General features: G+C 64.5%; 26 protein-coding genes and 1 tRNA gene. 24 read left to right on the forward strand and 3 right to left on the reverse strand.

Features of this window, described 5'->3' with window-relative positions; translation table 11 throughout:
- Window positions 1-102 precede the first annotated feature (102 nt).
- The 6 genes from AB4Y63_RS17150 (at window position 103) to ndk (ending at window position 7,081) form a co-directional block, all read left to right on the forward strand.
- A complete protein-coding gene (locus AB4Y63_RS17150; protein WP_441792281.1) occupies window positions 103-726 on the forward strand; it encodes a hypothetical protein in 624 nt (207 codons plus the stop codon).
- A gap of 68 nt (window positions 727-794) precedes the next feature.
- Entirely contained in the window at window positions 795-1,052 is a 258-nt protein-coding gene (locus AB4Y63_RS17155) for a hypothetical protein (protein WP_441792282.1), read from the forward strand.
- 405 nt (window positions 1,053-1,457) lie between these two features.
- Window positions 1,458-4,925 (forward strand): isoleucine--tRNA ligase, encoded by a 3,468-nt coding sequence (ileS, locus tag AB4Y63_RS17160; RefSeq protein ID WP_441792283.1) that lies wholly within the window; start codon window positions 1,458-1,460, stop codon window positions 4,923-4,925.
- Entirely contained in the window at window positions 4,918-6,285 is a 1,368-nt protein-coding gene (locus AB4Y63_RS17165) for a bifunctional folylpolyglutamate synthase/dihydrofolate synthase (RefSeq protein ID WP_441792284.1), read from the forward strand. Before ileS ends, AB4Y63_RS17165 begins: the two co-directional genes overlap by 8 nt.
- Window positions 6,282-6,662 carry a DUF4233 domain-containing protein gene (locus AB4Y63_RS17170; RefSeq protein ID WP_441792285.1) on the forward strand — a complete coding sequence of 127 codons (381 nt, stop codon included), beginning with the start codon at window positions 6,282-6,284 and terminating at the stop codon, window positions 6,660-6,662. Before AB4Y63_RS17165 ends, AB4Y63_RS17170 begins: the two co-directional genes overlap by 4 nt.
- On the forward strand, window positions 6,659-7,081 hold the full coding sequence (gene ndk / locus AB4Y63_RS17175; protein ID WP_441792286.1) for a nucleoside-diphosphate kinase: 423 nt from the start codon (window positions 6,659-6,661) through the stop codon (window positions 7,079-7,081). Before AB4Y63_RS17170 ends, ndk begins: the two co-directional genes overlap by 4 nt.
- Window positions 7,082-7,095: 14 nt before the next feature.
- Here ndk and AB4Y63_RS17180 read toward each other — a convergent pair whose 3' ends face one another.
- Window positions 7,096-7,686, reverse strand: a complete 591-nt coding sequence (locus AB4Y63_RS17180; RefSeq protein ID WP_441792287.1) for a vitamin K epoxide reductase family protein — start codon at window positions 7,684-7,686, stop codon at window positions 7,096-7,098.
- Between the two features lie 282 nt (window positions 7,687-7,968).
- Here AB4Y63_RS17180 and AB4Y63_RS17185 point away from each other — a divergent pair, with 282 nt between their 5' ends.
- Window positions 7,969-10,428, forward strand: a complete 2,460-nt coding sequence (locus AB4Y63_RS17185) for an Rne/Rng family ribonuclease (protein ID WP_441792288.1) — start codon at window positions 7,969-7,971, stop codon at window positions 10,426-10,428.
- Window positions 10,429-10,520: 92 nt separating this feature from the next.
- Here AB4Y63_RS17185 and AB4Y63_RS17190 read toward each other — a convergent pair whose 3' ends face one another.
- Window positions 10,521-10,793 (reverse strand): DUF4031 domain-containing protein, encoded by a 273-nt coding sequence (locus AB4Y63_RS17190; RefSeq protein WP_441792289.1) that lies wholly within the window; start codon window positions 10,791-10,793, stop codon window positions 10,521-10,523.
- A gap of 203 nt (window positions 10,794-10,996) precedes the next feature.
- Here AB4Y63_RS17190 and rplU point away from each other — a divergent pair, with 203 nt between their 5' ends.
- From rplU to AB4Y63_RS17255, 13 genes are all read left to right on the forward strand, one after another.
- Window positions 10,997-11,305: a 50S ribosomal protein L21 gene (gene rplU / locus AB4Y63_RS17195; RefSeq protein ID WP_441792290.1), complete on the forward strand. Its 309-nt coding sequence runs from the start codon at window positions 10,997-10,999 to the stop codon at window positions 11,303-11,305.
- A gap of 18 nt (window positions 11,306-11,323) precedes the next feature.
- Window positions 11,324-11,581 (forward strand): 50S ribosomal protein L27, encoded by a 258-nt coding sequence (gene rpmA / locus AB4Y63_RS17200; RefSeq protein ID WP_092323831.1) that lies wholly within the window; start codon window positions 11,324-11,326, stop codon window positions 11,579-11,581.
- Between the two features lie 78 nt (window positions 11,582-11,659).
- Window positions 11,660-13,252: a GTPase ObgE gene (gene obgE / locus AB4Y63_RS17205; protein ID WP_441792291.1), complete on the forward strand. Its 1,593-nt coding sequence runs from the start codon at window positions 11,660-11,662 to the stop codon at window positions 13,250-13,252.
- Window positions 13,249-14,055, forward strand: a complete 807-nt coding sequence (proB, locus tag AB4Y63_RS17210; RefSeq protein WP_441792292.1) for a glutamate 5-kinase — start codon at window positions 13,249-13,251, stop codon at window positions 14,053-14,055. The genes obgE and proB overlap by 4 nt, the downstream gene beginning before the upstream one ends.
- A 9-nt stretch (window positions 14,056-14,064) precedes the next feature.
- Window positions 14,065-15,333 carry a glutamate-5-semialdehyde dehydrogenase gene (locus AB4Y63_RS17215; RefSeq protein ID WP_441792293.1) on the forward strand — a complete coding sequence of 423 codons (1,269 nt, stop codon included), beginning with the start codon at window positions 14,065-14,067 and terminating at the stop codon, window positions 15,331-15,333.
- Between the two features lie 58 nt (window positions 15,334-15,391).
- Entirely contained in the window at window positions 15,392-15,598 is a 207-nt protein-coding gene (locus AB4Y63_RS17220; RefSeq protein WP_441792294.1) for a hypothetical protein, read from the forward strand.
- Between the two features lie 15 nt (window positions 15,599-15,613).
- Complete coding sequence (nadD, locus tag AB4Y63_RS17225) at window positions 15,614-16,207, forward strand: nicotinate-nucleotide adenylyltransferase (protein WP_441792295.1); 594 nt, start codon at window positions 15,614-15,616, stop codon at window positions 16,205-16,207.
- A complete protein-coding gene (locus AB4Y63_RS17230) occupies window positions 16,204-17,247 on the forward strand; it encodes a hypothetical protein (RefSeq protein WP_441792296.1) in 1,044 nt (347 codons plus the stop codon). Before nadD ends, AB4Y63_RS17230 begins: the two co-directional genes overlap by 4 nt.
- A 40-nt stretch (window positions 17,248-17,287) precedes the next feature.
- Window positions 17,288-17,665, forward strand: a complete 378-nt coding sequence (gene rsfS, locus AB4Y63_RS17235; RefSeq protein ID WP_441792297.1) for a ribosome silencing factor — start codon at window positions 17,288-17,290, stop codon at window positions 17,663-17,665.
- 75 nt (window positions 17,666-17,740) lie between these two features.
- Window positions 17,741-17,814: transfer RNA gene (locus AB4Y63_RS17240), tRNA-Ala, on the forward strand.
- Between the two features lie 491 nt (window positions 17,815-18,305).
- On the forward strand, window positions 18,306-18,845 hold the full coding sequence (locus tag AB4Y63_RS17245; protein ID WP_441792298.1) for a hypothetical protein: 540 nt from the start codon (window positions 18,306-18,308) through the stop codon (window positions 18,843-18,845).
- A gap of 38 nt (window positions 18,846-18,883) precedes the next feature.
- Window positions 18,884-19,480 (forward strand): ArsR/SmtB family transcription factor, encoded by a 597-nt coding sequence (locus tag AB4Y63_RS17250; RefSeq protein WP_441792299.1) that lies wholly within the window; start codon window positions 18,884-18,886, stop codon window positions 19,478-19,480.
- A 35-nt stretch (window positions 19,481-19,515) separates the two neighbouring features.
- Complete coding sequence (locus tag AB4Y63_RS17255; protein WP_441792300.1) at window positions 19,516-20,790, forward strand: MFS transporter; 1,275 nt, start codon at window positions 19,516-19,518, stop codon at window positions 20,788-20,790.
- On the opposite strand, the gene AB4Y63_RS17260 is transcribed toward AB4Y63_RS17255, so the two are convergent.
- Entirely contained in the window at window positions 20,780-21,754 is a 975-nt protein-coding gene (locus AB4Y63_RS17260) for an NAD-dependent epimerase/dehydratase family protein (RefSeq protein WP_441792301.1), read from the reverse strand. The two genes, AB4Y63_RS17255 and AB4Y63_RS17260, sit on opposite strands and share 11 nt — an antisense overlap.
- Before the next feature lie 222 nt (window positions 21,755-21,976).
- Here AB4Y63_RS17260 and AB4Y63_RS17265 point away from each other — a divergent pair, with 222 nt between their 5' ends.
- The 4 genes from AB4Y63_RS17265 to AB4Y63_RS17280 all read left to right on the forward strand — a co-directional run bounded on the left by AB4Y63_RS17265 (window position 21,977) and on the right by AB4Y63_RS17280 (window position 25,695).
- Window positions 21,977-22,603 (forward strand): DUF305 domain-containing protein, encoded by a 627-nt coding sequence (locus AB4Y63_RS17265; protein WP_441792302.1) that lies wholly within the window; start codon window positions 21,977-21,979, stop codon window positions 22,601-22,603.
- Complete coding sequence (locus tag AB4Y63_RS17270; protein WP_441792303.1) at window positions 22,603-22,995, forward strand: YchJ family protein; 393 nt, start codon at window positions 22,603-22,605, stop codon at window positions 22,993-22,995. The genes AB4Y63_RS17265 and AB4Y63_RS17270 overlap by 1 nt, the downstream gene beginning before the upstream one ends.
- Window positions 22,996-23,188: 193 nt before the next feature.
- Complete coding sequence (locus AB4Y63_RS17275) at window positions 23,189-24,532, forward strand: glycosyltransferase (protein WP_441792304.1); 1,344 nt, start codon at window positions 23,189-23,191, stop codon at window positions 24,530-24,532.
- 119 nt (window positions 24,533-24,651) lie between these two features.
- On the forward strand, window positions 24,652-25,695 hold the full coding sequence (locus AB4Y63_RS17280; RefSeq protein WP_441792305.1) for an LLM class flavin-dependent oxidoreductase: 1,044 nt from the start codon (window positions 24,652-24,654) through the stop codon (window positions 25,693-25,695).
- Window positions 25,696-25,792 lie beyond the last annotated feature (97 nt).

A 25,792-nucleotide genomic window follows, 5' to 3' on the forward strand; every position in this document is an offset into this window, starting at 1 on the left:
CGGCTTCTCACACTTGAAGGTTGACGAGCTGGAACGGATTGGTCATCACTTGGAATCGCTTCGTGTGGCCAGCGATCGAGGCGCTTGCGGGAGGCCCGCCGAATGAAACATGTCAATTGGCGAGCAATGGCGGCACTCCTGGCCACTGGCGTGACGCTTGGATGGCTCATTCTGAAGCGAGCTGAGCACGCATCGAACGCGCTCCTCCCGTTTCTGGTCATGGGACTGCCCATGCTGCTGGCCGGATTCGCATTCATGGTGGTGGTGGCACGGCTCCGTCGTCGGAAGTCCAGCCGCACCTGGGAGCTGATGCTGACCGCCGATCCGAACGCCACCCATTTCATCGCGTTCATCTATCCGCCCGTCAAGACTCAGCTGAGCCGACTTGGCTGGCGAATTCACGGGTCGTCCTACCTATCAATTCCTGCGGTCGGCGTCAGCATTGGCGCTACTGCCATCAAATTCTGGGAGGCTGGGGTCGCAGAACCGACTCTCACACTCTCCGATTCAGACATTGAATCAGCGGCTGTGGGCGAGGTCAGTGAGGAATTCAGAAATCATCCCGCGATCCTGCTCCGACTCCACACATCCCACCGCAGTAACCGAGTCCAGTTGAATTTGCGGGACGCCCACCACCACAACCTTTCACCAGAAGCGATGAACGAAGCCCTTCAGCAGATCCCGATGACGGATGGGTTCCTTGGACCAGAGCATAAGGATCGTTAGGCCGCATCGGGTACGGCGGCGCGGGAAACGCTACTGGCCAACCATCATTCAAGAGGCGCGTGGAATTCATGAATCTAGAACTGGTAATGACAATCGTGCATTTCCTCGGAGGCGCCCTCGCCTTCACGATCGGTGTCTACATCCTGGCAAAGCGCCAACATGTCTTCGATCAGATTCGACGCAGCATGAGGGAAAGAGTCGGCAAGGCTGGGATGTTCGTTATCCAGTTTGGCAAACCGCGTGACCTCATTTATCCCGGAATAGGCGGGATCGGCATTGGTGTTTTCCTCGTCATCTCGGCGGTCGCGCGTATGGTCGGCGTCTAGGCGAGCCCGCCGAAAAATTGACTTTGGGGTGTTGCCGACTGAACACCTTGCATCGAAGATCAGGGCGGGGCTCACCGCCAGCCATTGTGTACCTTCAGAGCACACCACCCTTCTGGAATGTACGAGACAGGCAATTCCGCCCACAAACGGACGGTAGAATTGCTGACACTGACACTGATCCGGCCATCACCGGGGAGTTTTCGGAAGAACGAAACATCGCTTCGGCGCTGTTTTCAGTAGAGCCGAACGGTTCTGGCCCGTCATAGCCGGTGAATAAGCGGTCGTCGGCTGATCTGAATCCGGGTCAAGCGGCGGCAAGCGAGGTGGTACCGCGGCGGTTCTCGAGGCGAGAATCGTTCGTCCTCGTGGAACAAGGGCTGCAGAGCCAACTCGTCCAGGAGAACCATGACGTACCCCCAGGGTCAGACCCCGAGCTCTTCAGATGGCTCAACCCCCGCTCCCGAGTCGACGGGCGCATTCGGCCAGGCTGTTCAGCCCGGCGTTGTCGCCTCGCCGAATTTTCCGGAGATCGAGACCGAGGTTCTCGCCTACTGGAAGCAGGACAACACCTTCCAGGCGTCGATCGACAACCGCGAGGATGCCCCGGAGTGGGTCTTCTACGACGGCCCGCCCTTCGCGAATGGCCTGCCGCACTACGGTCACCTGCTGACCGGCTACGCGAAAGACCTCTTCCCGCGCTTCCAGACCATGCGCGGCAAGCAGGTGCACCGCCGCTTCGGCTGGGACACCCACGGCCTGCCCGCCGAGCTCGAGGCCGAGCGGCAGCTCGGCATCACCGACAAGAGCCAGATCGAGGAGATGGGCCTCGCCGCCTTCAACGAGGTCGCACGCGACTCGGTGCTCAAGTACACGCACGAATGGCAGGACTACGTCACCCGCCAGGCGCGCTGGGTCGACTTCGACAACGACTACAAGACGCTTGACATTACCTTCATGGAGTCGGTGATCTGGGCGTTCAAGCAGCTGCACGAGAAGGGCCTCGCCTACGAGGGCTACCGTGTGCTCCCGTACTGCTGGCGCGACCAGACCCCGCTGTCGAACCACGAACTGCGCATGGACGACGACGTCTACAAGATGCGCCAGGACCAGACGGTCACCGTCACGTTCCCGCTGATCGGCACGAAAGCCGAAAGCCTCGGCCTTACCGCCGTGCGCGCTCTCGCCTGGACGACGACGCCGTGGACACTGCCGACCAACTTCGCCCTCGCGGTGGGCCCGGCCATCCAGTACGCCGTGCTGCCGGCCGGACCGAACGGCACACCGGATGCGACGGTGCTGCGCGAAGACGCTGCCGTCGCACACGACGGCGGAGCCACCGAGGTGCTCGGCGCCGAGTACATGCTGGCGATCGACCTCGTCGGCAACTACGCGAAGGACCTCGGCTACGACAGCGCAGAAGAGGCACTCGCCGCCGTCTCGCGCACCGTCTCGGGCAGCGAGCTGGAAGGCGTCTCCTACGACCGCCTGTTCGACTACTACGCCGACACCGCGGAGTGGGGCACCGAGAACGCCTGGACGATCCTGCTCGCCGACTACGTCACGACCGCCGACGGTACCGGCATCGTGCATCAGGCTCCCGCCTACGGTGAGGAAGACCAGAAGGTCTGTGAGGCCGCCGGCATCCCCGTCATCCTCTCGCTCGACGACGGCGGAAAGTTCCTGCCCGAGGTGACCGAGGTCGCCGGCCAGCTGTGGTCTGACGCCAACAAGCCGCTCACCCAGCTGCTCAAGGCCGAGGGGCGCCTCCTCCGCCAGGCCAGCTACGAGCACTCGTACCCGCACTGCTGGCGCTGCCGCAACCCGCTGATCTACAAGGCCGTCTCGAGCTGGTTCGTGCGCGTGACCCAGATCCGCGACCGCATGGTCGAGTTGAACCAGGACATCAACTGGGTTCCCGACAACGTCAAAGACGGCCAATTCGGCAAATGGGTCGCCAACGCACGCGACTGGTCGATCAGCCGCAACCGATACTGGGGTTCGCCCATCCCGGTCTGGAAGAGCGACAACCCCGAATACCCGCGCATCGACGTCTACGGTTCGCTCGACGAACTCGAAGCCGACTTCGGCGTGCGCCCCACCGACCTGCACCGCCCGTACATCGACGAGCTGACCCGGCCGAACCCCGACGACCCGACCGGCCAGTCCACCATGCGCCGCATCAGCGACGTGCTCGACGTCTGGTTCGACTCCGGTTCGATGCCGTTCGCGCAGGCGCACTACCCGTTCGAGAACCAGGAATGGTTCGACAGCCACAACCCGGCCGACTTCATCGTCGAGTACATCGGGCAGACCCGTGGCTGGTTCTACGTGCTGCACGTGCTCTCCACGGCGCTGTTCGACCGTCCGGCATTCAAGAACGTCGTCAGCCACGGCATCGTGCTCGGCAACGACGGCCAGAAGATGTCGAAGTCGCTGCGCAACTATCCCGACGTCAACGAGGTCTTCGACCGCGACGGCTCGGATGCGATGCGCTGGTTCCTGATGAGTTCCCCCGTGCTGCGCGGTGGCAACCTCGTCGTCACCGAGGAGGGCATCCGTGAGGGTGTGCGTCAGGTGATGCTGCCGCTCTGGAGCACCTGGTACTTCTTCTCCCTCTACGCCAACGCATCGGGCGAGAACGGCTACACCGCCACCTGGCGCACCGACTCGACCGATGTGCTCGACCGTTACCTGCTGGCCAAGACCCGCGACCTGATCGAAGAGGTCGGCAACGACCTCGAGCTGCTCGACAGCACCCTCGCCGCCGGCCGCCTGCGCGACTTCGCCGACGTGCTGACCAACTGGTACGTGCGTCGCTCCCGCGACCGGTTCTGGGATGGAGTCGCAGAAGACGGCACCGGCAGTGACGCCTTCGACACCCTGTACACGGTGCTGGAAACGGTCACCCGTGTCGCCGCCCCGCTGCTCCCGCTCATCTCCGAGCGCATCTGGCAGGGTCTGACCGGTGGGCGAAGCGTGCATCTGACCRATTGGCCCGACGCCTCGGCCTTCCCGGCCGACGCCACCCTCGTCACGGCGATGGACCAGGTTCGGGCGATCAGCTCCACCGTGCTGTCCCTGCGCAAGCAGGCCGGCCTTCGCGTGCGCCTTCCGCTGGCCACGCTGACCGTCGTCACGTCGAACATCGCCGCACTCGCCCCGTTCGACGCGATCCTGCGCGAAGAGCTCAACGTCAAGAACATCGACCTGGTCGAGCTCGCCGACGACAGCGCCTCCGCCTACGGCATCACGTCGAAACTGACCGTCAACGCCCGTGCCGCCGGACCCCGTCTGGGCAAGAACGTGCAGCAGGTCATCCAGGCCGCCCGCACGGGCGACTGGAGCGAGGTCGACGGCGTCGTCACCGCCGGTGGAATCGCGTTGGTGGAAGGCGAGTACGAACTGGCGCTGGCCACCAGCCAGGAATCCGGTGCGGCAGACTCTGCCCTCGCGCTGCTTCCGGGTGGTGGATTCGCGCTTCTCGACACCGTGACCACCCCAGAGCTGGAGTCCGAAGGTTTCGCCCGCGACGTCATCCGTGGCGTGCAGGACACCCGCAAGTCGGCCGGCTTCGAGGTGAGCGACCGCATCCGTCTCGACCTGGTCTTCTTCAGCCAGGATGACGCCGACTCGTTCGCCCGCGCGGTGAGCGTCGACGTGGCGGGGGAGACCTTGGCCGTCGACTTCAGCGTGCACAGCGCCTCGACCGGGTTCGACGCCGCCGCCGTGGCGAACGTCGTGCCGTCGGAATGGCTGCCCGCGGTCACCGGAGCGGTGGTCGAACACTACGTGCGTTTCGACGCAGAGCACTACGTCAACCAAGGACCGCTGATTGTTGCAGTGGCCCGAGAGAACGGACTTTTCAATGTCTGACGACCTGAACGACGACTGGCGTGAGGCCGGGGATGCCGTGTTCACCGCACTGCTCGCCCGGGTCGGCGAGTCTGCACCGCAGCCCCGCCTCGAGCCCACCCGTCGGGTTCTCGATCTGCTGGGCGACCCGCAGACCTCGTACCCGATCATTCACATCACCGGCACCAACGGCAAGACGAGCACCAGCCGGATCGCCGAAAGCATCCTGCGGGCCTACGGCCTGCGCACCGGGCTGATGACCAGCCCGCACCTGGTGCGGTTGAATGAGCGCATCGTCATCGACGGTGAGCCGATCAGCGACGAGATGCTCGCCGCGAACTGGGCCGACGTGACCCCGTACCTGCAGATGGTCGACGCTGAGCTGATCGCCGCCGGCGACGAGCCGCTCACCTTCTTCGAGGCGCTCACGGTGTTGGCGTTCGCCTGTTTCGCCGACGCTCCGGTGGATGTCGCGGTGATCGAGGTCGGGATGGGCGGCGAGTGGGACTCCACGAACGTGGCCGACGGCCAGGTTGCCGTCTTCACCCCGATCGCGCTCGACCACATGAACCGACTCGGCAGCACGCCCGCTGAGATCGCCCGCACCAAGGCGGGAATCATCAAGCCGGCGGCGGCGATCGTGTCGGCACGTCAGACGAGCGACGTGCAGAGCGAGTTGCAGCGCGCCGCCGACCTGACCGAATCGCGTTTCTCGGCCGAAGGCGACGCCTTCGAGCTTCTTGACTCGAAGATCGCCGTCGGTGGGCAGCTGATCTCCGTGCGCGGCCTCGCCGGCACCTACTCCGACCTGTTCCTGCCGATGTACGGCACGCACCAGGCGCAGAACGCCGCGGTGGCGATTGCGGCTGTCGAGTCGTTCCTCGGCGCCGGCACGCAGATGCTCGTCGGCGACCTCCTCGCCGAGGGGTTGGCCACGGCCAATTCGGCCGGACGCCTGCAGTTGGTCGGCATCGAGCCGACGGTTCTGGCGGATGCCGCGCACAACCCCCACGGGGCGGCGGCACTCGTCGACGCCGTCGGCAGCTACTTCGACTTCGACGAGATCGCGGTCGTGCTCGGTGTGCTCACCGACAAGGATGCGGCCGGAATTGTCACGACGCTCGCGCCGATGGCCACCCGCTTCCACGTCACGCAGTCGCACTCAGAGCGAGCGATCGCGGTCGACGAACTCGCCGACCTGGTCGCTGAGCTGACCGGGGACGAGAACACCTTCCGTCACGGCGACATCGCCGAAGCCCTCGAGGCTGCACGGGACTGGGCGAGCGAGGTGCCGCGCCGTGCCGTCGTCGTCACCGGATCGATCACCTTGATCGGTGAGGCGATTGCCGTGGCAGAGTCACACGATTGGATGGCCAAGTGAGTTCAGACGCCAGCGGCGCCTCCGGCGCTCCGCGCCCCGCCCGGCCCCGTTCGGTCAAACGATCGTTGGCGTCGATCGTGCTCGGCTTTGAGACGATCGTGGTCTTCCTGGCCGCATTGGTTTTCTTCGGACTCGGCGCATTGCCACCCGTCTTCGCGCTCGGTGGCGGAGCGCTGCTCTGCGTGATCATGCTCGCCACAATCGCGCTGCTGCAGTACCAGTGGGCGTACGCGGTCGGCTGGGCTATCCAGGCGATCATCGTTTTGTCCGGATTCCTCAATCCGGTGATGTTTTTCATTGGCGCAATTTTTGCCGCCATGTGGGTCTACTGCATGGTCAACGGCTCGAGAATAGATCATCAGAAGGAGATCGCATGAGTACCCAGATCGAAGAAACCCTGGTTTTGGTGAAGCCCGACGGCGTCGCCCGCAACTTGACCGGCGAGATCCTGCGTCGCATCGAGGCCAAGGGCTACTCCTTGGTCGATGTCAAGCTGATTCAGGCCGACCGTGCGCTGCTCGCCACTCATTATGCCGAGCACGAAGGCAAGCCGTTCTACATCCCGCTCGTCGAGTTCATGGAGAGCGGCCCCGTCGTCGCGATCCGTGTCGCGGGCAACCGCGTCATCGAGGGTTTCCGCGTTCTGGCCGGCACGACCGACCCGACGCTGGCTGCGCCGGGAACGATCCGTGGCGACCTGGGCCGCGACTGGGGCCTCAAGGTTCAGCAGAACCTGGTTCACGGTTCCGACTCGCCCGAGTCGGCGACTCGCGAACTGGCCCTCTGGTTCAAGTAGCCTCAAACCCCGCACTACCTCCGCGAGACTGCAGTTGGCGCGAAGATCGCGACGACGATGTAGCAGGCGATCGTGATCACGAAGATCCAGGAGTAGGCGATTTCTGCTCGGCGCCTGAAGAATTCCGGAACCGGAATATGTCCGGTTTTCAGGTTGTACAGCGTGACCGCCAGGAACGTCGGGATCGTCACCGACCAGGTCACCATGCACCACGGGCACAGGATGTCGAGCACGTAGATGCTCTGAATGATCAGCCAGATGACGAAGGCGAGTGCACCGGTCACTCCCACGTTGAAGCCGATCCAGAACCAGCGGGCGAACCGTGCCCCGGCGAGAATCGCCACGCCGATCGTGATGACGACGCTCCAGGCGGCGATCCCGATCAACGGGTTGGGGAATCCGAACAGCGATCCCTGCCACGAAGCCAGGTTGGTGCTGCAGCCGATCAGAACACTGAAATTGCAGGAGAGCTGGGCGTCGGGGTTCTCGAGCAGATGAATTTTGTCGAGAGTCAGGGCGAACGCTGCTCCGAAGCCGATGACGCCGGCGATGATGAGAAAAAGGGCAAGGCCGCGTGGGCGCTTGGACAGTTCGCTGAGGGACACCCTGGGATTATGTCATGTGGCGCGCGCACGATCTCACGTTTGCATGCGATAATCGAGGAAGTCGCTTGAGCCGCGCTCAAGCTGACGCCAGAGAAGGCTTAATGGGCTGTGATCGCCCAGATTCATTGGTCCCACGACCAAAGGTATTAGCAGCCAGAGCCAAGAGCCGGTTGCACACGAAATATAGGATTCGCGGGGGAGACGCGTAAGCGACAACTCCGCACGAGAGAGTACCCGGATGGGCGGCGCGGTTGCCCAGACCGGTCAAGGAGCACACCAGTGATGGTGGAAGACAACGAAATCAAGAAGCGCAAGGGCCTCTTCGGCACGCGCAAGTCAGCACGTAAATCCGTACCCGCAGTCACTGCTGAGCAGCAGCCTGAGGCCGCCCCGGCTCAGCCGGCTCTCGATGTTCAGCCTGGCTCGTTGGACATTGAGCACGATCCGGTGGCACAAGCATTTGTGGCCGCCGCCGCGTCGGCCGACAAGCCGACTCCCGATGCGAACCAGGGCGTGACCGTGACCGATGAAACAACCGCCGACGCCGAGACTGTAGCCCCGGTGCGCCGGCCGACGACGTCGCTGATCTTCCAGGCGCCCGACATCCTGCCGCTGCCGCCGCGCACGAGTGCGCGCCGCGACGACGATGACGATGAAGAGTCGTCGACGGTTCGTCGTCGTGCCCGTCGCCGCTCCGGTGACGAAGGCCGGTCAGGCTCTGACGACCCGGCCAACACCGTGGTCAAGGTGCGCACCCCGCGCGAGCCAGAGCTCATCACCGAGCCGCAGCGCATCAAGGGATCGACACGCCTCGAAGCCAAGAAGCAGCGCCGTCGTGACGGCCGTGACGCCGGACGCCGACGTCCGGTCATCACCGAGGCTGAGTTTCTGGCCCGCCGCGAATCGGTTGACCGCTCGATGGTCGTGCGTGCCAAGCACAACAAGATTCAGATCGGCGTTCTCGAAGACGGCGTGCTCGTTGAGCACTATGTGGCCAAGAACCAGGATGCCTCGCTGATCGGAAACGTCTACCTCGGCAAGGTGCAGAACGTGCTTCCGAGCATGGAAGCTGCATTCGTCGACATCGGACGCGGCCGCAACGCGGTTCTCTACTCCGGTGAAGTTGACTGGGATGCCGCGGCCGAGAACTCCACAACCGGCAACCAGGCCCGCCGAATCGAACTGGCGCTGAAGCCGGGCGACAAGGTTCTCGTACAGGTCACCAAAGACCCGGTCGGTCACAAGGGTGCGCGTCTGACCAGCCAGATCTCGCTGCCCGGCCGCTACCTCGTGTATGTGCCGAACGGATCGATGAACGGGATCAGCCGCAAGCTTCCCGACACCGAGCGCGCACGTCTGAAGAAGATCCTCAAAGAGGTTCTTCCCGACAACGTGGGCGTCATCGTGCGCACCGCCGCCGAGGGTGCGACCGACGAGCAGCTGACGCTCGACGTGAACCGCCTGACCGCCCAGTGGGCCGTCATCAGCAAGATGGTCGACACCGTGCAGGCTCCCGCCTTGCTGCACAGCGAACCCGACCTCCTGATCAAGATCGTGCGCGACGTCTTCAACGAAGACTTCCAGAAGATGGTCATCTCGGGCGAAGATTCCCGCGAGGTCATCGAGAGCTACCTGCGTCAGGTCGCCCCCGACCTGCTCGAGCGCGTCGAGAAGTACGACAACCCGACCCAGGATGCCTTCGACGAGTTCCGCATTTCGGAGCAGATCGAGAAGGCGCTCGACCGCAAGGTCTGGCTGCCGTCGGGTGGCTCGCTCGTCATCGACCGCACCGAGGCCATGACCGTCGTCGACGTCAACACCGGCAAGTTCGTCGGTTCGGGCGGAAACCTCGAAGAGACCGTCACCAAGAACAACCTCGAAGCCGCCGAAGAAATCGTTCGTCAGCTGCGCCTGCGCGACATCGGCGGCATCATCGTCGTCGACTTCATCGACATGGTGCTGGAGTCGAACCGCGACCTCGTGCTGCGTCGACTGATCGAATGCCTGAGCCGCGACCGCACGAAGCACCAGGTTGCCGAGGTCACCTCGCTCGGCCTCGTGCAGATGACGCGTAAGAAGCTCGGCCTCGGCCTGCTCGAGTCGTTCAGCGAGAACTGTGAGGTCTGCGCCGGCCGCGGAATCATCGTTCACCACGACCCCGTCATCAAGCACCGTCAGACCGCGCAGCCGAGCCTGGAGCGCCGACCGCGCTCCAAGTCGGGCAACAGCAACAACAACGGTGGCAACGGCAACTCCAGCTCGGGCAACAACGGCAACGCCGGCGCTGGTTCGTCCGCTCCGCACGCCGACGCGGCCAAGGCCGGCAACGGCACCCACGGAATCACCGAGGATGCCAAGCACGCCCTCGCCCTGATCGCGGCCAGCACCATTCCGCACACCCACACCGGTTCGGTGCCGGTCGTCGGTGCAGCACCGGCCGTCGCCGCTGTTACAACCGAGGCTCCGGCATCCGCCCCCGCCCAGGCAGCTGCGGTCGCCGAGTCGCTCGAAACGGAATCGGTCGAGATTCTCGACATTCCGGTGCGCAAGTCGCAGCGCGGCAAGCGCACGGTGAGCAAGCAGGTCACCGACCAGCTGCTCGACTCGGTGCTCGATGCGCTTCCTGAGCCCAAGCAGCCGGGACAGGGCCGCTCACGCAGCCGTCGCGTCAGCACGGCCGGTGGCCCGACGCAGACGGCCCAGCCGGTTGTCGCACCGTCGACCGAGGCGAAGAACTCCTAAGGTCGCATCAGAAAGGCGGGTCCGTGATTCTCACGGGCCCGCCTTTCTGCGTTAAGTGGCGCTGACTGGCGCTGAGCTGCGTTGCGCGGCGTCTAGCCGTGTTTGCGCTGCTTACCCGACACACGCAGACCGCTGGCGGCGAGGCGCGTCACGAGCTCCCGGATGCCCACCGGAAGCGCCCCAGCGGCCACCAGAGCGTCGTAGCGCGCTTCCGGCACGTCGTAGTGGTCGAGATCGAATGCACGCCGCGGAATGCCGTTCTGCGCCGCGAAGGCGTGAAGTTCCTCGATTGAGGAATCACTGACAAGATGTGACCAGAGCGTGTTGTGCGCGGGCCACAGTGGTTTGTCGATCAACACGGTCATCATCGAATTCTACGGATGTGCGTCGGTTTGACCGAGGGGCATTTGTACCGCTAAAGTTGACCCTTGGCGTGTGTTGGACGTTTAGGTCCACACTTTCGCCAAGGTTTTCTGAAAAGCAATGAGTCAGTCTGACTCGTTCATCCCAGTGACTTTCCACAATAGGAATCGGGACCCCCCGGCTCCCCAGAGATAGGTACGTTAAAGTGGTTTACGCAGTTGTGCGCGCCGGTGGCCGGCAGGAGAAGGTAGAGGTCGGAACCATCGTTACGATGGACCGAATCAAGGCTGACAAGGACGGCATCGTCGAGCTGGCCGCTGTGCTTCTCGTCGACGGCGACAAGATCACCTCTGACTCCAAGTCACTGGCCGACGTCAAGGTCACCGCCGAGGTTCTCAACGACCTCCGCGGCCCGAAGATCGTTATCCAGAAGTTCAAGAACAAGACCGGTTACAAGAAGCGTCAGGGGCACCGTCAGGAGCTCACGCGCGTTCAGATCACCGGCATCGCCTAGGTCTGAGGAGAAGTACAGATGGCACACAAAAAAGGCGCGAGTTCCACTCGCAACGGTCGTGACTCCAACGCACAGCGCCTCGGCGTGAAGCGCTTCGGTGGTCAGGTTGTCAGCGCGGGCGAGATCATCGTTCGTCAGCGTGGCACCCACTTCCACCCCGGCGTGAACGTCGGACGTGGCGGCGACGACACCCTGTTCGCTCTCGAAGCGGGCTCGGTACAGTTCGGCGCAAAGGGCGGCCGCAAGGTTGTCAACATTGTGGTGGCTGCCGAATAGGCACCCACAAGTTTTGAACGTAGGGGCGGGCTTCGGCTCGCCCTTACGTATTTTTACGCCACCTGAAAGGGGCACATCATGGCCACATTCGTTGACCACGTCACGCTACATCTGCGAGCGGGCAACGGTGGAGACGGCTGTGTCTCTGTCAAGCGCGAGAAGTTCAAGCCACTAGCCGGCCCCGACGGCGGCAATGGCGGCAGCGGCGGCGACCTCGTTCTTGTCGCAGACCCGCAGACCACCACCCTCCTCGGTTACCAYCGCTCCCCGCACCGCACCTCCGACAACGGCGGTCCCGGCATGGGCGATCACCGCAACGGCCACAACGGCGAGATGCGTGAGCTGATGGTTCCGCTCGGCACCGTTGTCAAGGATGTCGACGGCAACGAGCTGATGGACATGAACGAGCCCGGCCTGCGACTCATCGTCGCGCCCGGCGGTCAGGGCGGGCTCGGCAACGCCGCGCTGGCCTCCCTCAAGCGCAAGGCCCCCGGCTTCGCACTGCTCGGCACCCACGGCTGGGAAGGCGACGTCTACCTTGAGCTGAAGACGGTCGCGGATGTCGCACTCGTCGGCTACCCCTCGGCCGGCAAGTCGAGCCTGATCGCAGCAATGTCTGCCGCCCGGCCCAAGATCGCCGACTACCCCTTCACCACCCTGCAGCCGAACCTCGGCGTCGTGCAGGCGGGGGAGACCCGCTACACCATGGCCGACGTTCCCGGCCTCATCGAAGGCGCCAGCGAGGGCAAGGGCCTCGGCCTCGAATTCCTGCGCCACGTCGAGCGGTGCACCGCGCTGCTCCACGTTCTCGACTGCGCCACGCTCGACCCGGGTCGCGACCCCATCAGCGACCTCGACATCATTCTCGGCGAACTCGCGGCCTACCCGGTTCCCGAGGGCCAGAAGCCGTTGCTTGAGCGCCCGCAGCTCATCGCCTTGAACAAGATCGACGTTCCGGAAGCCCGTGAGCTCGCCGAGTTCCTGCGCCCCGACCTCGAGGCACGTGGCTACCGCGTCTTCGAGATCTCGACGGTCACCCACGAAGGCCTCAAGCAGCTCAACTACGCCCTCGCCGAAACGGTTGAGGCGGGTCGCGCTGAGGTCGCCGCCGCCGAGGCTCGGAAGCCCCGGATCGTGCTGCGCCCGGTTGCTGTCGACGACGGCGGCTTCGTGATCAAGGTCGAGGGTGGCACCTTCGGCAACACGTACCGCATCCTCGGCACCAAGCCGGAGCGCTGGGTACAGCAGACCAACTTCACCAATGACGAGGCCGTCGGCTTCCTCGCCGACCGTCTGGCCAAGCTCGGCGTCGAGAACGAACTGTTCCGCGTCGGTGCCGTCGCCGGTTCGACCGTGATCATCGGGCCGGGCAACAGCGGCGTCGTCTTCGACTGGGAGCCCACTCTCACCTCGACGGCCGAGCTCATCACCGCCCCGCGCGGTACCGACACCCGTCTCGACGAGAGCACCCGACGCACGAGCAACCAGCGTCGCGAGGAGTACTTCGGTCGCATGGATGCCAAGGCTGCGGCTCGCGCCGAGCTCATCCGTGAGCGTGAGGCCGGACTCTGGCCGAGCGATGGCGAGGAGTTCTCCGGAAAGTCAGCGTCTGATTCCTCTGATGCGTCGGTTCCGGCCGCCGCCAACAGCCAGGAGGGCGACTCGGAGTGAGCGTGACCGAGCGGGAACACATTCGAAACGCAGCCCGAATTGTCGTGAAGGTCGGCTCCTCGTCGATCAGCGGTGACAATGCCGGAGCCATCGCGTCGCTCGTCGACGCCCTGGCCGAGGCTCACGGCCGCGGTTCTGAAGTTGTTCTCGTCTCGTCTGGGGCGATCGCCACCGGCATGCCCTACCTCAACCTCGATGCACGACCGACGGATTTGGCGACCCAGCAGGCCGCTGCATCCGTCGGTCAGAACCTGCTGATCTTCCGCTATCAAGACAGCCTCGACCGTTACGACATTGTCGCCGGTCAGGTGCTCTTGACGGCGGGAGACCTGGAGAACCCGGCGCACCGCGGCAACGCGCAACGGGCGATGGAACGCCTGCTCGAGCTGCGCATCCTGCCGATCGTCAACGAGAACGACACCGTCGCCACTCACGAGATCCGGTTCGGCGACAACGACAGGCTGGCCTCGCTGGTGGCCACGTTGATCCGGGCGGATGTGCTCGTTCTGCTCAGCGACGTCGACGCGCTGTACACCAAGCCGCCGCACCTTCCGGGTGCGGAACGCATCGAGCGTATTGTGGCCGGCGACTCGCTGCCCGGCGTCGAGTTCGGCTCGACCGGCGCTTCGGGCGTCGGCACGGGCGGGGCCAGCACGAAGGTCTCGGCGGCGCGGATCGCCGCCGACGCCGGAACCGCCGTTCTCGTCACCTCCACCACACTGGTCGCCCAGGCTCTGCGCGGCGAACACGTCGGCACCTGGTTCGAGCCGGCCGCCGTGCCGAGCGGTCACCCGCTCCCGTAAACTGGCGGCATGTCGCCGTCGTCTTACCCCGTCACCGTACTCACTCCGACTCTCTCGGCTGCCCGCACCGCGTCACTCGCTCTCGCCTCCGCACCGACCGAGGTCAAGAACCGGGCACTGGTCGCCATTGCGACGGCGCTGCGTGCCAACGTCGCGGCAATCGTCGAAGCGAACGGACTCGACCTGACCGCCGGCATCACGAACGGACTCAGCACCGGGCTTCTCGACCGGCTGCGGCTTGACCCTGCCCGCGTTGAAGCCCTTGCCGTCGCCGTGCTCGACGTGGCCTTGCTCACCGACCCGGTCGGTCAGATCGTGCGCGGCAGCAGCCTGCCGAACGGCATCAAGATCAGCCAGGTGCGTGTGCCGTTCGGGGTGGTCGGCGTCATCTACGAGGCACGCCCAAACGTGACGGTCGACATTGCCGCTTTGGCGTTGAAGAGCGGCAATGCCGCGGTGTTGCGCGGCGGTTCGGCCGCCGAGAACTCGAACCGGGTGCTCGTCGCGCTGATTCAGGATGCGCTGGCATCCGTCGGTCTGCCGGCCGAATCGGTGCAGACCATCGACCAGTTCGGGCGCGAGGGGGCGAACCTGCTGATGAAGGCGCGTGGCGGCGTCGACGTGCTGATCCCGCGGGGGAGTGCGAACCTGATCAACACGGTCGTCAGTGAGTCCACGGTGCCCGTCATCGAAACCGGCGCCGGCGTCGTGCACATCTTTTTGGATGACAGCGCCACGCCGGAGTGGGCTGTCGAAATCGTGCACAACTCCAAGGTGCAGCGCCCGAGTGTCTGCAATGCACTCGAGACTCTGCTCGTCCATGAGAACGCTGCGGCCCGCCTGCTTCCGGCCGTGCTGGACCGGCTCGCCGCCAGCGGCGTCACCATCCACGCCGACGAGCGCGCACGTGCGTTCTTCCCGGATGCCGTCGCCGCCACAGACGAGGACTGGGCCACCGAATACATGAGCCTTGACCTGGCCGTCGCCGTCGTCGACTCCCTCGACGACGCGATCGACCACATCCGTCGGTACTCGACCGGACACACCGAGTCGATCATCACCAACGACCTCGCCAACGCCGAACGATTCTTGAACGAGGTCGATTCGGCCGCGGTCATGGTGAACGTCTCGACACGGTTCACCGATGGCGGCGAATTCGGTTTCGGAGCAGAGGTCGGAATCTCGACTCAGAAGCTTCACGCGCGCGGACCGATGGGCCTGTCGGAGCTCACCAGCACCAAGTGGATTGTGCGTGGCAGCGGACAGGTGCGTGCGTAGCCCCGCTAGGATAGTTGCGGCGACACCGTCTCATCGCCGTTTGTGAATGGAGAATTTCATGTCCTTCGTGACCACTGTTCTGGCCGAAGCCGGGCACGTTGAACTGCCCATGCCGACCTGGGCCTACGGTCTGATCGCCCTGGTGATCTTCATCGCGCTCGGTGCTGTGCTCTGGACCTACCGTGACGTGGCCAACCGCCACCAGGCCAAGGCAGACGCCTACGCGGCAGCTCACGGCGGCACCCACGGCCACGGCGGCCACTAAAGCGTCGCTCGTTTCGTGACTGTGCGTCGGCCGCGTATTGGCGTGATGGGTGGAACGTTCGATCCGATTCATCACGGCCACCTGGTTGCCGCGAGTGAAGTCGCACAGAGCTTCGATCTCGACGAGGTCGTCTTCGTGCCGACCGGACACCCGTGGCAGAAAGAAGATGTGACGCTCGCTGAGCATCGCTATCTGATGACGGTGATCGCAACGGCGTCGAACCCGCGCTTCACCGTGAGCCGGGTAGATATCGACCGCACCGGGCCGACCTTCACGATCGACACCCTGCGCGACCTGCACGCCGAACACCCCGACGCCGAGCTCTTCTTCATCACCGGGGCCGACGCCATCTCGCAGATTCTGAGCTGGAAAGACGTTCAGGAGCTGTGGGATCTGGCGCACTTTGTGGCTGTGAGTCGCCCGGGACATGAGCTCAGCGTTTCGGGATTGCCTGATCAAGACGTAAGCTTGCTGGAAGTTCCGGCTTTGGCGATCTCTTCGACAGACTGCCGGGCTCGAGTCAATCGGGGATTTCCGGTTTGGTATCTGGTTCCCGACGGGGTCGTCCAGTACATCTCAAAGCATCACCTGTATCGGAGTGTGGCATGACGTTGGGTAACAACCCGCAGCCACTGACGCGACGCCAACTTCGCGAGTTGGCCGCTGAGCAGGATGCCTCTACATCTTCCGACGAGCCGGCGACGGCGTCGATAGCGATTTCAACCGAGCCGCGTGCGAGCTCGACCGAGTCGTCGTTCACCGAGCTGATCCAGAAGGCCGAAGCTGCCGCGAAAGCTGCCGCTGTGCCCCGAGCGGGCGAGCGCCGAGTCTCGGTTCTTCCTGACTCACTGCGTCCGGACTCAATGCTTGCTGACTCAATGCTTGCGGACTCCTCACTGTCGGAGTTGACCGACGCCGACTACTTCGATTCGCTCGACCGCACCCTGACCCGCCGGGAGCTGCGTGCTCTGAAGGCCGCTCAGGAAGAAGCGGGCGAGGGCGCGGATGGCGTCGACAGTGTTGACCTCGTCGACGACGCCGACGACATCGACGACGCCGAACTCATCAATGACCTCGATCTGGTTGATGATGTTGACCCGGTCGACTCGGACGACGGCCCCCGCGAGTTGCACCCTCCGGTCGGGCATTGGTCGATTGACCCCGACGATGACTCTGAAGCCGTCGCTGAACACACTCGGACTCTCGACCAGGTTCACCAGTTCGACCAGATCATCGCTCTCGGCCTCGGCGCCGGGGGAGTTCCCACCACCACCAATGCGCTCATCCTGCCCGACATGTCGCACCAGGATCGCACCGCCGGACCTTTCGCCAGTACGGGCGAGATCCTGATCACCGGTTCGATCGACCTGCCGCGCAGTCTCGGTTCGACCGGTGCGCATCCTGACCGGTTTGACTCCGCAGATGTCGACCACATGCTTGACCAGCTCGACGAGGCCGGCGCGGGTTCCGACGTCGCCCCGGTGAGTGCCAGTCGCGCCGTCAGCAGCCACACCTCAACGCGCGGCGTCATGACCGCACCGAAGAAAGAAATCGTTTGGCTGCCGACGGTGCTTGCCGTCACCGCAGCCGCACTCGCACTGGGCGTCATCGCCTTGTTCGTCGGTGCCTTCGTGTTCAATATTTTCTAATGCCATCCATATCAGCACCACAAACTCAGGGATTTATTCGATGACCGCTTCTGCCCACGCTCTCGAGCTCCTCCAGGTGGCCGCCGCCGCCGCCGACTCGAAGGCCGGGGAGGATCTCGTTGCTATCGACGTGTCCGAGCCGTTGCCCCTTGCCGACATCTTCCTCATCGTCACCGGCCGCTCAGAGCGCAACGTTGTTGCAATCGCCGGTGAGATCGAAGACAAGCTGATCGAGGCCGGCCACAAGCCGTTGCGTCGTGAAGGCCGCGCTGAGGGCCGCTGGATCCTCGTCGATTTCGGTGACCTCGTCGTGCACGTTTTCCACGAGGAAGAGCGTGTTTACTACGGTCTCGAGCGTCTGTGGAAGGACTGCCCGGTCGTTCCGATCGAGCTTCCGGTTCACGACACGCGCGAGTAACGCGCCGGTTTTCGCTTCGCTCGCGGAGTGTAGTAATCTAAACGAGTTGTTCCGGAGAGATCAGGAACAGCACGAGGGTCCATGGCGCAGCCCGGTAGCGCACCTGCATGGCATGCAGGGGGTCAGGGGTTCGAATCCCCTTGGATCCACACTCAGAAGAAAAGCTCGGCACACTGTGCCGGGCTTTTCTTCGTTAACGCACCTGAATCGATCCGGCGGTTTGTAGGCGCGGGCTGTTAGACGCAAACGTGCGGATGGCGTCGGGCGTGTCAAGGTATGCCGCTGGGCGAGCGGAGCGTCGCGTCCTTCTGGTGGCGAGAACAGTGGTGGCGATAGAGTTCGCTCGAGGGGGGTCACTGATGAATCTAGAACCGGTAATTCTGATCGCTCTTCTGTTGGTGGGGATAATCATTGTCTCGGCAATTTTGGTGCGCCGCGAACGTGTGACTCGCCGTTTGTCGGAGTATCACGGGTCTGAACATTCGGAAGATGAGACCGCCGCCCATGCGGCAGCGCAAGCGGCACACATGGGTCGGGGTGGTGGTTGGCCCTGAGGCTGATCCGGGTACGAGACTGTCTCCATCGGGGACCGTCAATGCACGCCCTCCAAAATCCATGGTTCCATCAGAAACGGGGCGTCATGATGTTCGCACGCCGCATTCTCGCCGCGATCCTCGTGGCAGCTCCGACCGCCGTTGCCGGCATCGTGGTTGCGCAGTGGACGCCTCTGCCGAACCCATTGAACGTGCAATGGTCCGGCACCAAGGTCACGAACACCGAACCGCTGTGGATGTTCTTCCTGCCGATCGTGGCATTGACGGCCTTTGGTTTCGCGATGGCCATCTCCGCCGTCATCGCTCGCGACCACAAGGATCCCTATCGAGGAACGCTCTACGCCGCGGCCGTACTGACTGCAGGTAGCGCCGGCGCCTGCGTGGCGCTCCTCGCGATGAACCTCGGTTATGCCGCGCCAACCGGCCCGGCGTTCCTCGGCTCGCTGGCGCTTGCGCCGGTGTATGCCTTGCTCCCGCTGGCCGTTGTCGGCATCCGCGTCCGGCACCGAACGAGCATTGGTCGAGGCGTGGCGGCGGATATCACTGAGACCCTCCCTCCCGACCCGGACGAACTAATTGACGAGCGAGGCCTCCTCAGGACCACCGTGCAAGGGAAAGCACAATGACTGTTGTGCAATAGTTCTTGTGAAACTATCCTGATTGCATGGTTGAAGAACAGCATGGCGAATCCGCGGTCAAGCGCTCCGTACTTTCGCTGACGAGCGCTAAGCAGATGCGGGCGTTGGCGCATCCGCTTCGTCTGCAGATTCTGGGGGAGTTGCGCGTCGGGGGCCCCCGCACGGTCGGGCTGCTCTCGGAGGTGTTCGATGAAGCGCCGGGAACTCTGAGCTATCACGTGGGCAAGCTCGCCGAGTTCGGTTTTGTTGAGGAAGTGCCGGAGCTCGCTTCGGACAGGCGAGAACGATGGTGGCGCGCTTCTCATGATTTCACCGACACTTCGCCGGCCGAAGCGGGTGCCTCGCCGAGCGTTCGGCAGGCTTCGGCGGCCATGCGGCACCAGATCGTGGATGTTTACGCGGCTACCTTGCACCGCGTCATTGAGGTGACAGAGGAATTGCCCGAAGAGTGGGCGACAGCGGCGACTTCCGGCGATACCGTCGCCTATCTCACTGCCGTTGAGCTTGCCCAGGCGAGCGCAGAACTGGATGCGGTCGCTGAGAAATGGCACGCTCTGGGCGACCGATCGCGGCCCGGAACAGAGGCGGTTCAGCTCATGGTGCACGCGTTCCGTCGACCGTGAACGCCCAGCTGGGGGCCGGTCGGTCCGAGCCGCTCGTGAGGGGGCTCCCACTGATCGGATTGCTCGCGGCTCGGGGTTTCTCCCTGGCCGGCAACGCGATCACCTTGATCGTTGTTCCGCTCTATGTTCTCCAGGACACCGGTTCGGTGCTGGCGACGGGGGTCGCCGGTGTCTTCGTCACCGTTCCCGTCATTCTCGGCGGGGCGTTTGGCGGTGTCCTCGTTGACAGGCTGGGATTCCGCCTGTCGGCAATCATCGCCGACCTTGCCAGCGGCATGACGGTGCTTCTCATCCCGCTTCTGGCGGCCACGGTTGGTCTGCCATTCTGGGCTCTCCTGACTCTTGTCTTCCTCAGTGGCTTGCTCGACACGCCGGGCACCACCGCGAAATCCGCACTCCTGCCCGATCTGGCGGAGGGCGCGCGCATCCGTCTCCCCCGGGCGAGTGGGGCCGAAGCCGCCATCTCGCGCAGCGCCACACTGGTCGGCGCCTCGGCCGCGGCGCTCTCGCTGGTCTGGTTGGGCCCCGTGAATTCACTCCTCCTCAATGCTGCGACGTTTGCCGTCTCTGCACTGCTGCTGTGGTTGTGCGTCCCAGAGCGAGGAAAGAAGCTGGCCGGGCAGCAGATAGGCCCGGGGAATCCTCGGTCAGGCTACTGGCGGGACTTCTCGGTCGGGATTCGGTTTCTGACGTTGAATCCTCTCCTTCGCAATGTGGTCCTGCTTGTCATGGTCACGAACTGCCTCGACTCCGCCGGGCTGATCGTTCTCTTCCCCGTCTACGCCCGCACCGTCACTCCCGACGGCGCGCTGCTCGCCCTGATGGTCGCTGTCTTCGCCGGCGGTGCACTCGCTGGATCCAGCCTCTTCGGCTGGCTCGGCCACCGACTCCCTCGGCGCAGCACGCTCGTACTCTGCTTTCTTCTAGCGGGCACCCCGCCTTATGTCGCTATGGCGGCCGGGGTGGATACGCCCATTCTGCTCACTGTGTTCGCACTTGCCGGCCTGGCCGCGGGCTCGATCAATCCGTTGCTGTCCACCGTGCTGTATGAGCAGGTCCCGCGAGAGATGCGCGCCCGGGTTCTGGGCGGAATGACCACCGGTGTCGCCGCCGCCATGCCGATCGGCAGCCTGCTGGGTGGCGTCGCGGTCAGCCAGGCTGGCCTTGTGCCCACGCTGGTCGCCGTTGGCGTGGTCTACGCCGCGATCGCCCTCACCCCGCTGCTGGGCAGATCGTGGGGGGAGCTCAACACCCGGAATTTCGCCGACTCGGCAGTGCCTCTCTCGGCCTCAGCGACAGCTACCCGCTGATTTCGCCGAGAAGAATGATTTCTTCGTCTCGGGTGAGGCCAGACCGTCGCCCTCTATCAAGTCCCCGTGTCCGTTCGTCCGCGAGCACGTCCGCAAGTGTCTGCTTCAGGTTTCGCTCGGTGCCGCCAGCGGCGAGGAATCGGCTGCGACTGCGTTGGGCAAACGCGAAGTCGCGACGGGGAAGCCAGAGCGGCAGGGAGCGGGGTCCAGCCCAGTAGTTGACGTTGTGTGCGGTGAGCCAGTCGTCTTCGGCCGAGATGAGTTCGCCGGTATGGCCGGCGATCTGAGCGGCATCACGCAGCAGCATGGCGAGTTCGCGTTCGCTGCCGACGGCGTTGTAAATGCCGGTGAGGCCCCGGCGGCCGGCAGCAATGAGCCAATCAGTCAGGTCCCGAATGTCGATGAACTGCACGGCGCGATCGTGGACTTCGGGCACGAGCACGGGTTCCTGCGAAGCCAGGGCCAGTCGCGATACCCAATAGCTGAACCGGTCGCTGGTGTCGCCCGGTCCAGCGATCAGGCCCGGTCTTGCGATGAGCAGGCGATCGCCGAGCGCCGCGGACGTGGCCCGTTCAGCAGCGACTTTTGCGTGCGCATAGTTGGTGAGGTCGGTCGGCTCCACGAGGGCGGCGTCTTCATCGGCTCCCGATTCGGTGTTGCTTGCGTACACAGAGACGGACGAAACCAGTGTCCAGTGCTTCGCGTTGTCAGCCAATGCATCAAGCGCCCCGGTGACGAGGTCGGGCTCAGAGGCGAGCTCGATGATCTCGTCCCAGTCATCGCCTGTGACCGAATCGTATGCTCCAGGTGCTCGCCGGTCAGAGCGCACGAACATCACACCGCTCGGGGCCGCTCCGGACTCGCCCCGTGCGAGGCAGGTCACATCCTCTCCTTCGACAACCAATTGCTCGGCAATCGCGCGACCGAGCCAGGCCGTCCCCCCAAGAATGAGTGTGCGCGTCATGACCTCAGCTAATCGCAACAATGGCGCCAATGGCGCGGGGTTCGCCCTGAGCGCAGAGCGTGGCCCGACTGTCGTGACGCAAGGTTGCGGTATATCTGCGCCCTGGAAGATGCTCATCACGACGCCGGGGTGGCGCTCAGCGTACTCCCAGCCATGTCCCACCTAGGCTGGGTTGGTAAGCCCGGGGCGTCACGGTACTCCGGCCAATCGCAGGAGGACTCGATGTCGGTCAGTAGCGCACAGGCTGTCTCATTCGCGGGCGCGCTGGCAGCATTTCTGCTCCTCGGCGGCTGTGCAACGGATGCCGGCTCCGCGCCCGAGGCGACCGGCCAGCCGGGTGCGACCCAGGGCGAGGACGGCTCCTCAGCCGTCCCGTCTGCGCAGCAACCCGCATCCGTCAACGACGTTGACCTGCACTTTCTGGCGATGATGACTCCTCACCACGAGCAGGCCGTGACCATGAGCGATGTTGTGCTGGCCGCCGAGGGCGTGTCGTCTGAAACTCGCGACCTGGCCGAACGGATCAAGGTCGGACAGCAAGATGAGATCGACGTGATGGTGGGGTGGGCGACAGCCTGGAACCAGGGCCAACTGCTGGCGGAGCACTCAGTGCACATAGCCAATGGAATGGTCACTCCCGAGCGGATGCAGGCACTCGGCGCTCTGACCGGCGCTGAGATGGAACGCACGTTCTTGACGGAGATGAAGTCCCACCACGAAGGTGCCATCGCGATGACCCAGGACCAGATCGACAACGGCGGTTTCGACGAGCTGCGTGCCTTGGCCGAGCAGATGATCACGGTGCAGAGCGCCGAAGTCGTCGAAATGAACACGCTGCTGGGCAGCTGATGGCACCGGTGACGCTCGAACGCTGCCCGTGCCTGAGCGGCGAGAGCTACGCCAACTGCTGCGGCCGCTACCACCGCGACGGCACCACTCCGCCGACGGCGGAACTGCTGATGCGCTCGCGCTACTCGGCATTCGCGGTCGGCGACACGGCCTATCTGCTTCGCACCTGGCATCCGCACACCCGCCCGACCGAGCTTGACCTCGACGACGACCTGATCTGGCGACGGCTCGACATCGAACGCACCGAGCGCGGCGGGCTGTTCGACACGGACGGGATCGTCGAGTTCACCGCATACGGCCGGCAGAACGGCGAGCGGGTGCAGCAGCATGAGACGAGCCGTTTCGTGCGAGTCGACACACGCTGGGTCTATCTCGACGCCGTGGACGAATAGAAGCTCCGACGAGTAGCGGCCCAGTAGGGCTCCGACGAGTTGAGACTCCGGTCCGTAGGGGCTCGACCACGGAGTAATCCGCCGCAAAATTTCTGTGGTGCGCGACGCTCTGCCGGGGTACGCTTCCGCACATCACGCTGAACGCCGAGGTCGGCGGCGCGGCGAAACGCTCACCCGAAGAGTGGAGATTGTGATGGCGCGCATCCTGATCGGTGTCATGCCGTTTGCCGGTCACGTTGCACCGATTCTTGCCGTCGTCGAGCAGCTCGTCGCTCGCGGGCATCGCGTGCGGGTGTACACCGGTTCCCGATATCTCGACCAGTTCAAACAGGTCGGCGCGACCGGGATTCCTTGGCGCCACGCCCCGGACTTCGACGAACACGACCTGCATGCGGCATTTCCGGCCCTGCCCTTTCGAACCGGTCGGCGCGCGCTGCTCGGCAACCTCGAGCATGTCTTCGTGCGATCGGCCGCCGGGCAGGTCGCCGACCTGCGTGAGGCGTATGACGCGGAGCCCTGGGATGTGATGGCCGGCGACCAGCTCTGCCTGGGCGTGGCTCTGGCCGGGGAACAACTGGGCTGCCCGTGGGCGTCGATCTCACTCGTTCCGCTGTCGCTGCCGAGTCGCGACCTGCCCCCGGCCGGTCTGGCGCTGCAGCCGGCGGAGACAATCGCCGGTCGACTGCGAGACCGGATGCTGCGCGCGGCCTTCACCGTCATGGCGCATGGTGTGCAAAAGGCCTACGAGCAGACCCGGGCGGCGGTCGGGCTCCCAGTCGCAGCGGAACGTCTGGACCGAGCCTGGTGGTCGCCATACCTGATCTGCGCGACCGGGGTCCCAGCGCTGGAATACCCCCGGCGCGACCTGCCACCCCAGGCGCACTTCGTCGGAGCGCTACAGCGCCCGCTCGCGGCGCGACGTGCGCAGCATCCGCCCTGGTGGGGCGACGTCTTGGCCGCCGAGCTGCCAGTCGTGCACGTGACCCAGGGCACCCTGCACACCGAACCCACCGAGCTGCTCAAGCCGACGCTCACGGCCCTGGCCGACGAGAACCTGCTCGTGGTGGCGGTCACGGGCCGCCCCGGCGTTACCACTCTGCCCTTTCCGGTGCCGGCGAACGCACGCGTTGCCGATGTGCTGCCCTACCCGGAACTGCTTCCGCTTGTCTCGGTGATGATCACCAACGGCGGATGGGGCGGGGTGCTGGCCGCACTGGCCCACGGCGTGCCGCTGATCGTTGCCGGGGGAGACATCGACAAACCAGAGATCGCCGCACGCGTCGCGGCAAGCGGAGCCGGGATCGACCTGCGCACGGGTCGGCCACGTCCGGCGGCCATCGCCCGTGCCGTCGACGCGGTGGGTGAAGATCGGTTGTTTCGGGTGAATGCGGCGCGGGTCGCCGCGCAATTGACCCAGCATGACGGGGTGCGGGAGGTCGCGCAGCTGATCGAACGCCTCCAGGTGCTGGGGCTTCCCGTGGTGCGGAGCACCCCAGATCCGTGGACCGATGATCGGATGACGATCAGCAACGGATGATGGCAGTCGGCGGAGTTTCAGACTCAGGAATATCCGGGCCGATCCCTCGGTTCCCCTTGGTGTATGCATTTGCATAGAAGTATGTGGTGAGCAGAATTGACTCGAGAGGCGATCACAGCGTGGCGCAGACACTTGAACTTGGACTAGACACTTTCGGCGACGTGACGTTCGACGCCGACGGGCGGCTGTTGTCGCAGCCCGAGGTGTTGCGCAATGTCGTGGAAGAAGCGGTGCTGGCCGACCAGGTCGGACTCAACTTCTTTGGAGTCGGCGAACATCACCGTGAAGACTTTGCGATCTCGGCCCCCGAGGTTGTGCTTGCGGCCATTGCCGGCCAGACCAGCCAGATCCACTTGGGTTCCGCGGTCACCGTTCTGAGTTCTGATGACCCGGTACGCGTGTTCCAGCGATTCTCCACCCTCGACGCGGTGTCGAACGGTCGCGCGGAGGTCATCCTCGGCCGCGGCTCATTCACCGAGTCGTTCCCGCTCTTCGGTCTCGACCTCAGCGACTACGAGCGCCTCTTCGAAGAGAAGACCGAGCTGTTCACCGAGATTCTGAAAGAGCAGCCCGTCACCTGGTCGGGCAGCACCCGTGCTGCGCTCGAGAACCAGTCGGTGTTCCCGCCGACGGCATCCGGTTCGCTCCGCACCTGGGTGGGCGTGGGTGGAAGCCCGCAGTCCGTCGTGCGCGCCGCCCACTACGGCCTGCCCATGATGCTCGCCATCATCGGTGGCAATCCACTCGCCTTTGCACAGTTCACCGACCTCTACCACCGGGCGCTCGAACAGTTCGGCAAGCCGACCCAGCCGATCGGCGCCCACTCGCCCGGCTATGTCGCGGCGACGGATGCCGAGGCTCGCGATGAACTGTGGCCACACTATTCGGTGATGCAGGCGCGCATCGGCCGCGAACGCGGCTGGGGTCCGATGACTCGCGAACGGTACGAGGAAGAGGCTGGTCCGCAGGGCGCGCTCATGGTCGGCTCGCCCGAGACCGTGGCGAAGAAGATCGTCACCGTGGTGCAGGGCCTCGGCCTCAGCCGGTTCGACATGAAGTACAGCAACGGCACCATGCCGCACGCGAAGCTGATGAACGCCATCGAGTTGTACGGCACACAGGTCGCACCGCTCGTGCGCGAGATGCTCGGGGAGAGCAAATAGCGCCAAGCGCGGTCCGGGTGACCAACGGCTGACTCCCTGAGAAATGTGGGACAACTGACCCAGTCGCTTGACTCACTCACCTTTCTCCCCGAGTATG

The organism is Leifsonia sp. YAF41 (assembly GCF_052113185.1).
Taxonomy (GTDB): domain Bacteria; phylum Actinomycetota; class Actinomycetes; order Actinomycetales; family Microbacteriaceae; genus Cryobacterium.

What these genes read in the sequence shown, in the direction of transcription:
- AB4Y63_RS17150 (WP_441792281.1), top strand. Translation starts at nt 103, where the DNA reads ATGAAACATGTCAATTGGCGAGCAATGGCGGCACTCCTGGCCACTGGC.
- AB4Y63_RS17155 (WP_441792282.1), top strand. Translation starts at nt 795, where the DNA reads ATGAATCTAGAACTGGTAATGACAATCGTGCATTTCCTCGGAGGCGCC.
- AB4Y63_RS17165 (WP_441792284.1), top strand. Translation starts at nt 4,918, where the DNA reads ATGTCTGACGACCTGAACGACGACTGGCGTGAGGCCGGGGATGCCGTG.
- ndk (WP_441792286.1), top strand. Translation starts at nt 6,659, where the DNA reads ATGAGTACCCAGATCGAAGAAACCCTGGTTTTGGTGAAGCCCGACGGC.
- AB4Y63_RS17185 (WP_441792288.1), top strand. Translation starts at nt 7,969, where the DNA reads ATGGTGGAAGACAACGAAATCAAGAAGCGCAAGGGCCTCTTCGGCACG.
- AB4Y63_RS17190 (WP_441792289.1), bottom strand. Translation starts at nt 10,793, where the DNA reads ATGACCGTGTTGATCGACAAACCACTGTGGCCCGCGCACAACACGCTC.
- rpmA (WP_092323831.1), top strand. Translation starts at nt 11,324, where the DNA reads ATGGCACACAAAAAAGGCGCGAGTTCCACTCGCAACGGTCGTGACTCC.
- AB4Y63_RS17215 (WP_441792293.1), top strand. Translation starts at nt 14,065, where the DNA reads ATGTCGCCGTCGTCTTACCCCGTCACCGTACTCACTCCGACTCTCTCG.
- AB4Y63_RS17220 (WP_441792294.1), top strand. Translation starts at nt 15,392, where the DNA reads ATGTCCTTCGTGACCACTGTTCTGGCCGAAGCCGGGCACGTTGAACTG.
- AB4Y63_RS17230 (WP_441792296.1), top strand. Translation starts at nt 16,204, where the DNA reads ATGACGTTGGGTAACAACCCGCAGCCACTGACGCGACGCCAACTTCGC.
- rsfS (WP_441792297.1), top strand. Translation starts at nt 17,288, where the DNA reads ATGACCGCTTCTGCCCACGCTCTCGAGCTCCTCCAGGTGGCCGCCGCC.
- AB4Y63_RS17245 (WP_441792298.1), top strand. Translation starts at nt 18,306, where the DNA reads ATGATGTTCGCACGCCGCATTCTCGCCGCGATCCTCGTGGCAGCTCCG.
- AB4Y63_RS17250 (WP_441792299.1), top strand. Translation starts at nt 18,884, where the DNA reads ATGGTTGAAGAACAGCATGGCGAATCCGCGGTCAAGCGCTCCGTACTT.
- AB4Y63_RS17260 (WP_441792301.1), bottom strand. Translation starts at nt 21,754, where the DNA reads ATGACGCGCACACTCATTCTTGGGGGGACGGCCTGGCTCGGTCGCGCG.
- AB4Y63_RS17265 (WP_441792302.1), top strand. Translation starts at nt 21,977, where the DNA reads ATGTCGGTCAGTAGCGCACAGGCTGTCTCATTCGCGGGCGCGCTGGCA.
- AB4Y63_RS17270 (WP_441792303.1), top strand. Translation starts at nt 22,603, where the DNA reads ATGGCACCGGTGACGCTCGAACGCTGCCCGTGCCTGAGCGGCGAGAGC.
- AB4Y63_RS17275 (WP_441792304.1), top strand. Translation starts at nt 23,189, where the DNA reads ATGGCGCGCATCCTGATCGGTGTCATGCCGTTTGCCGGTCACGTTGCA.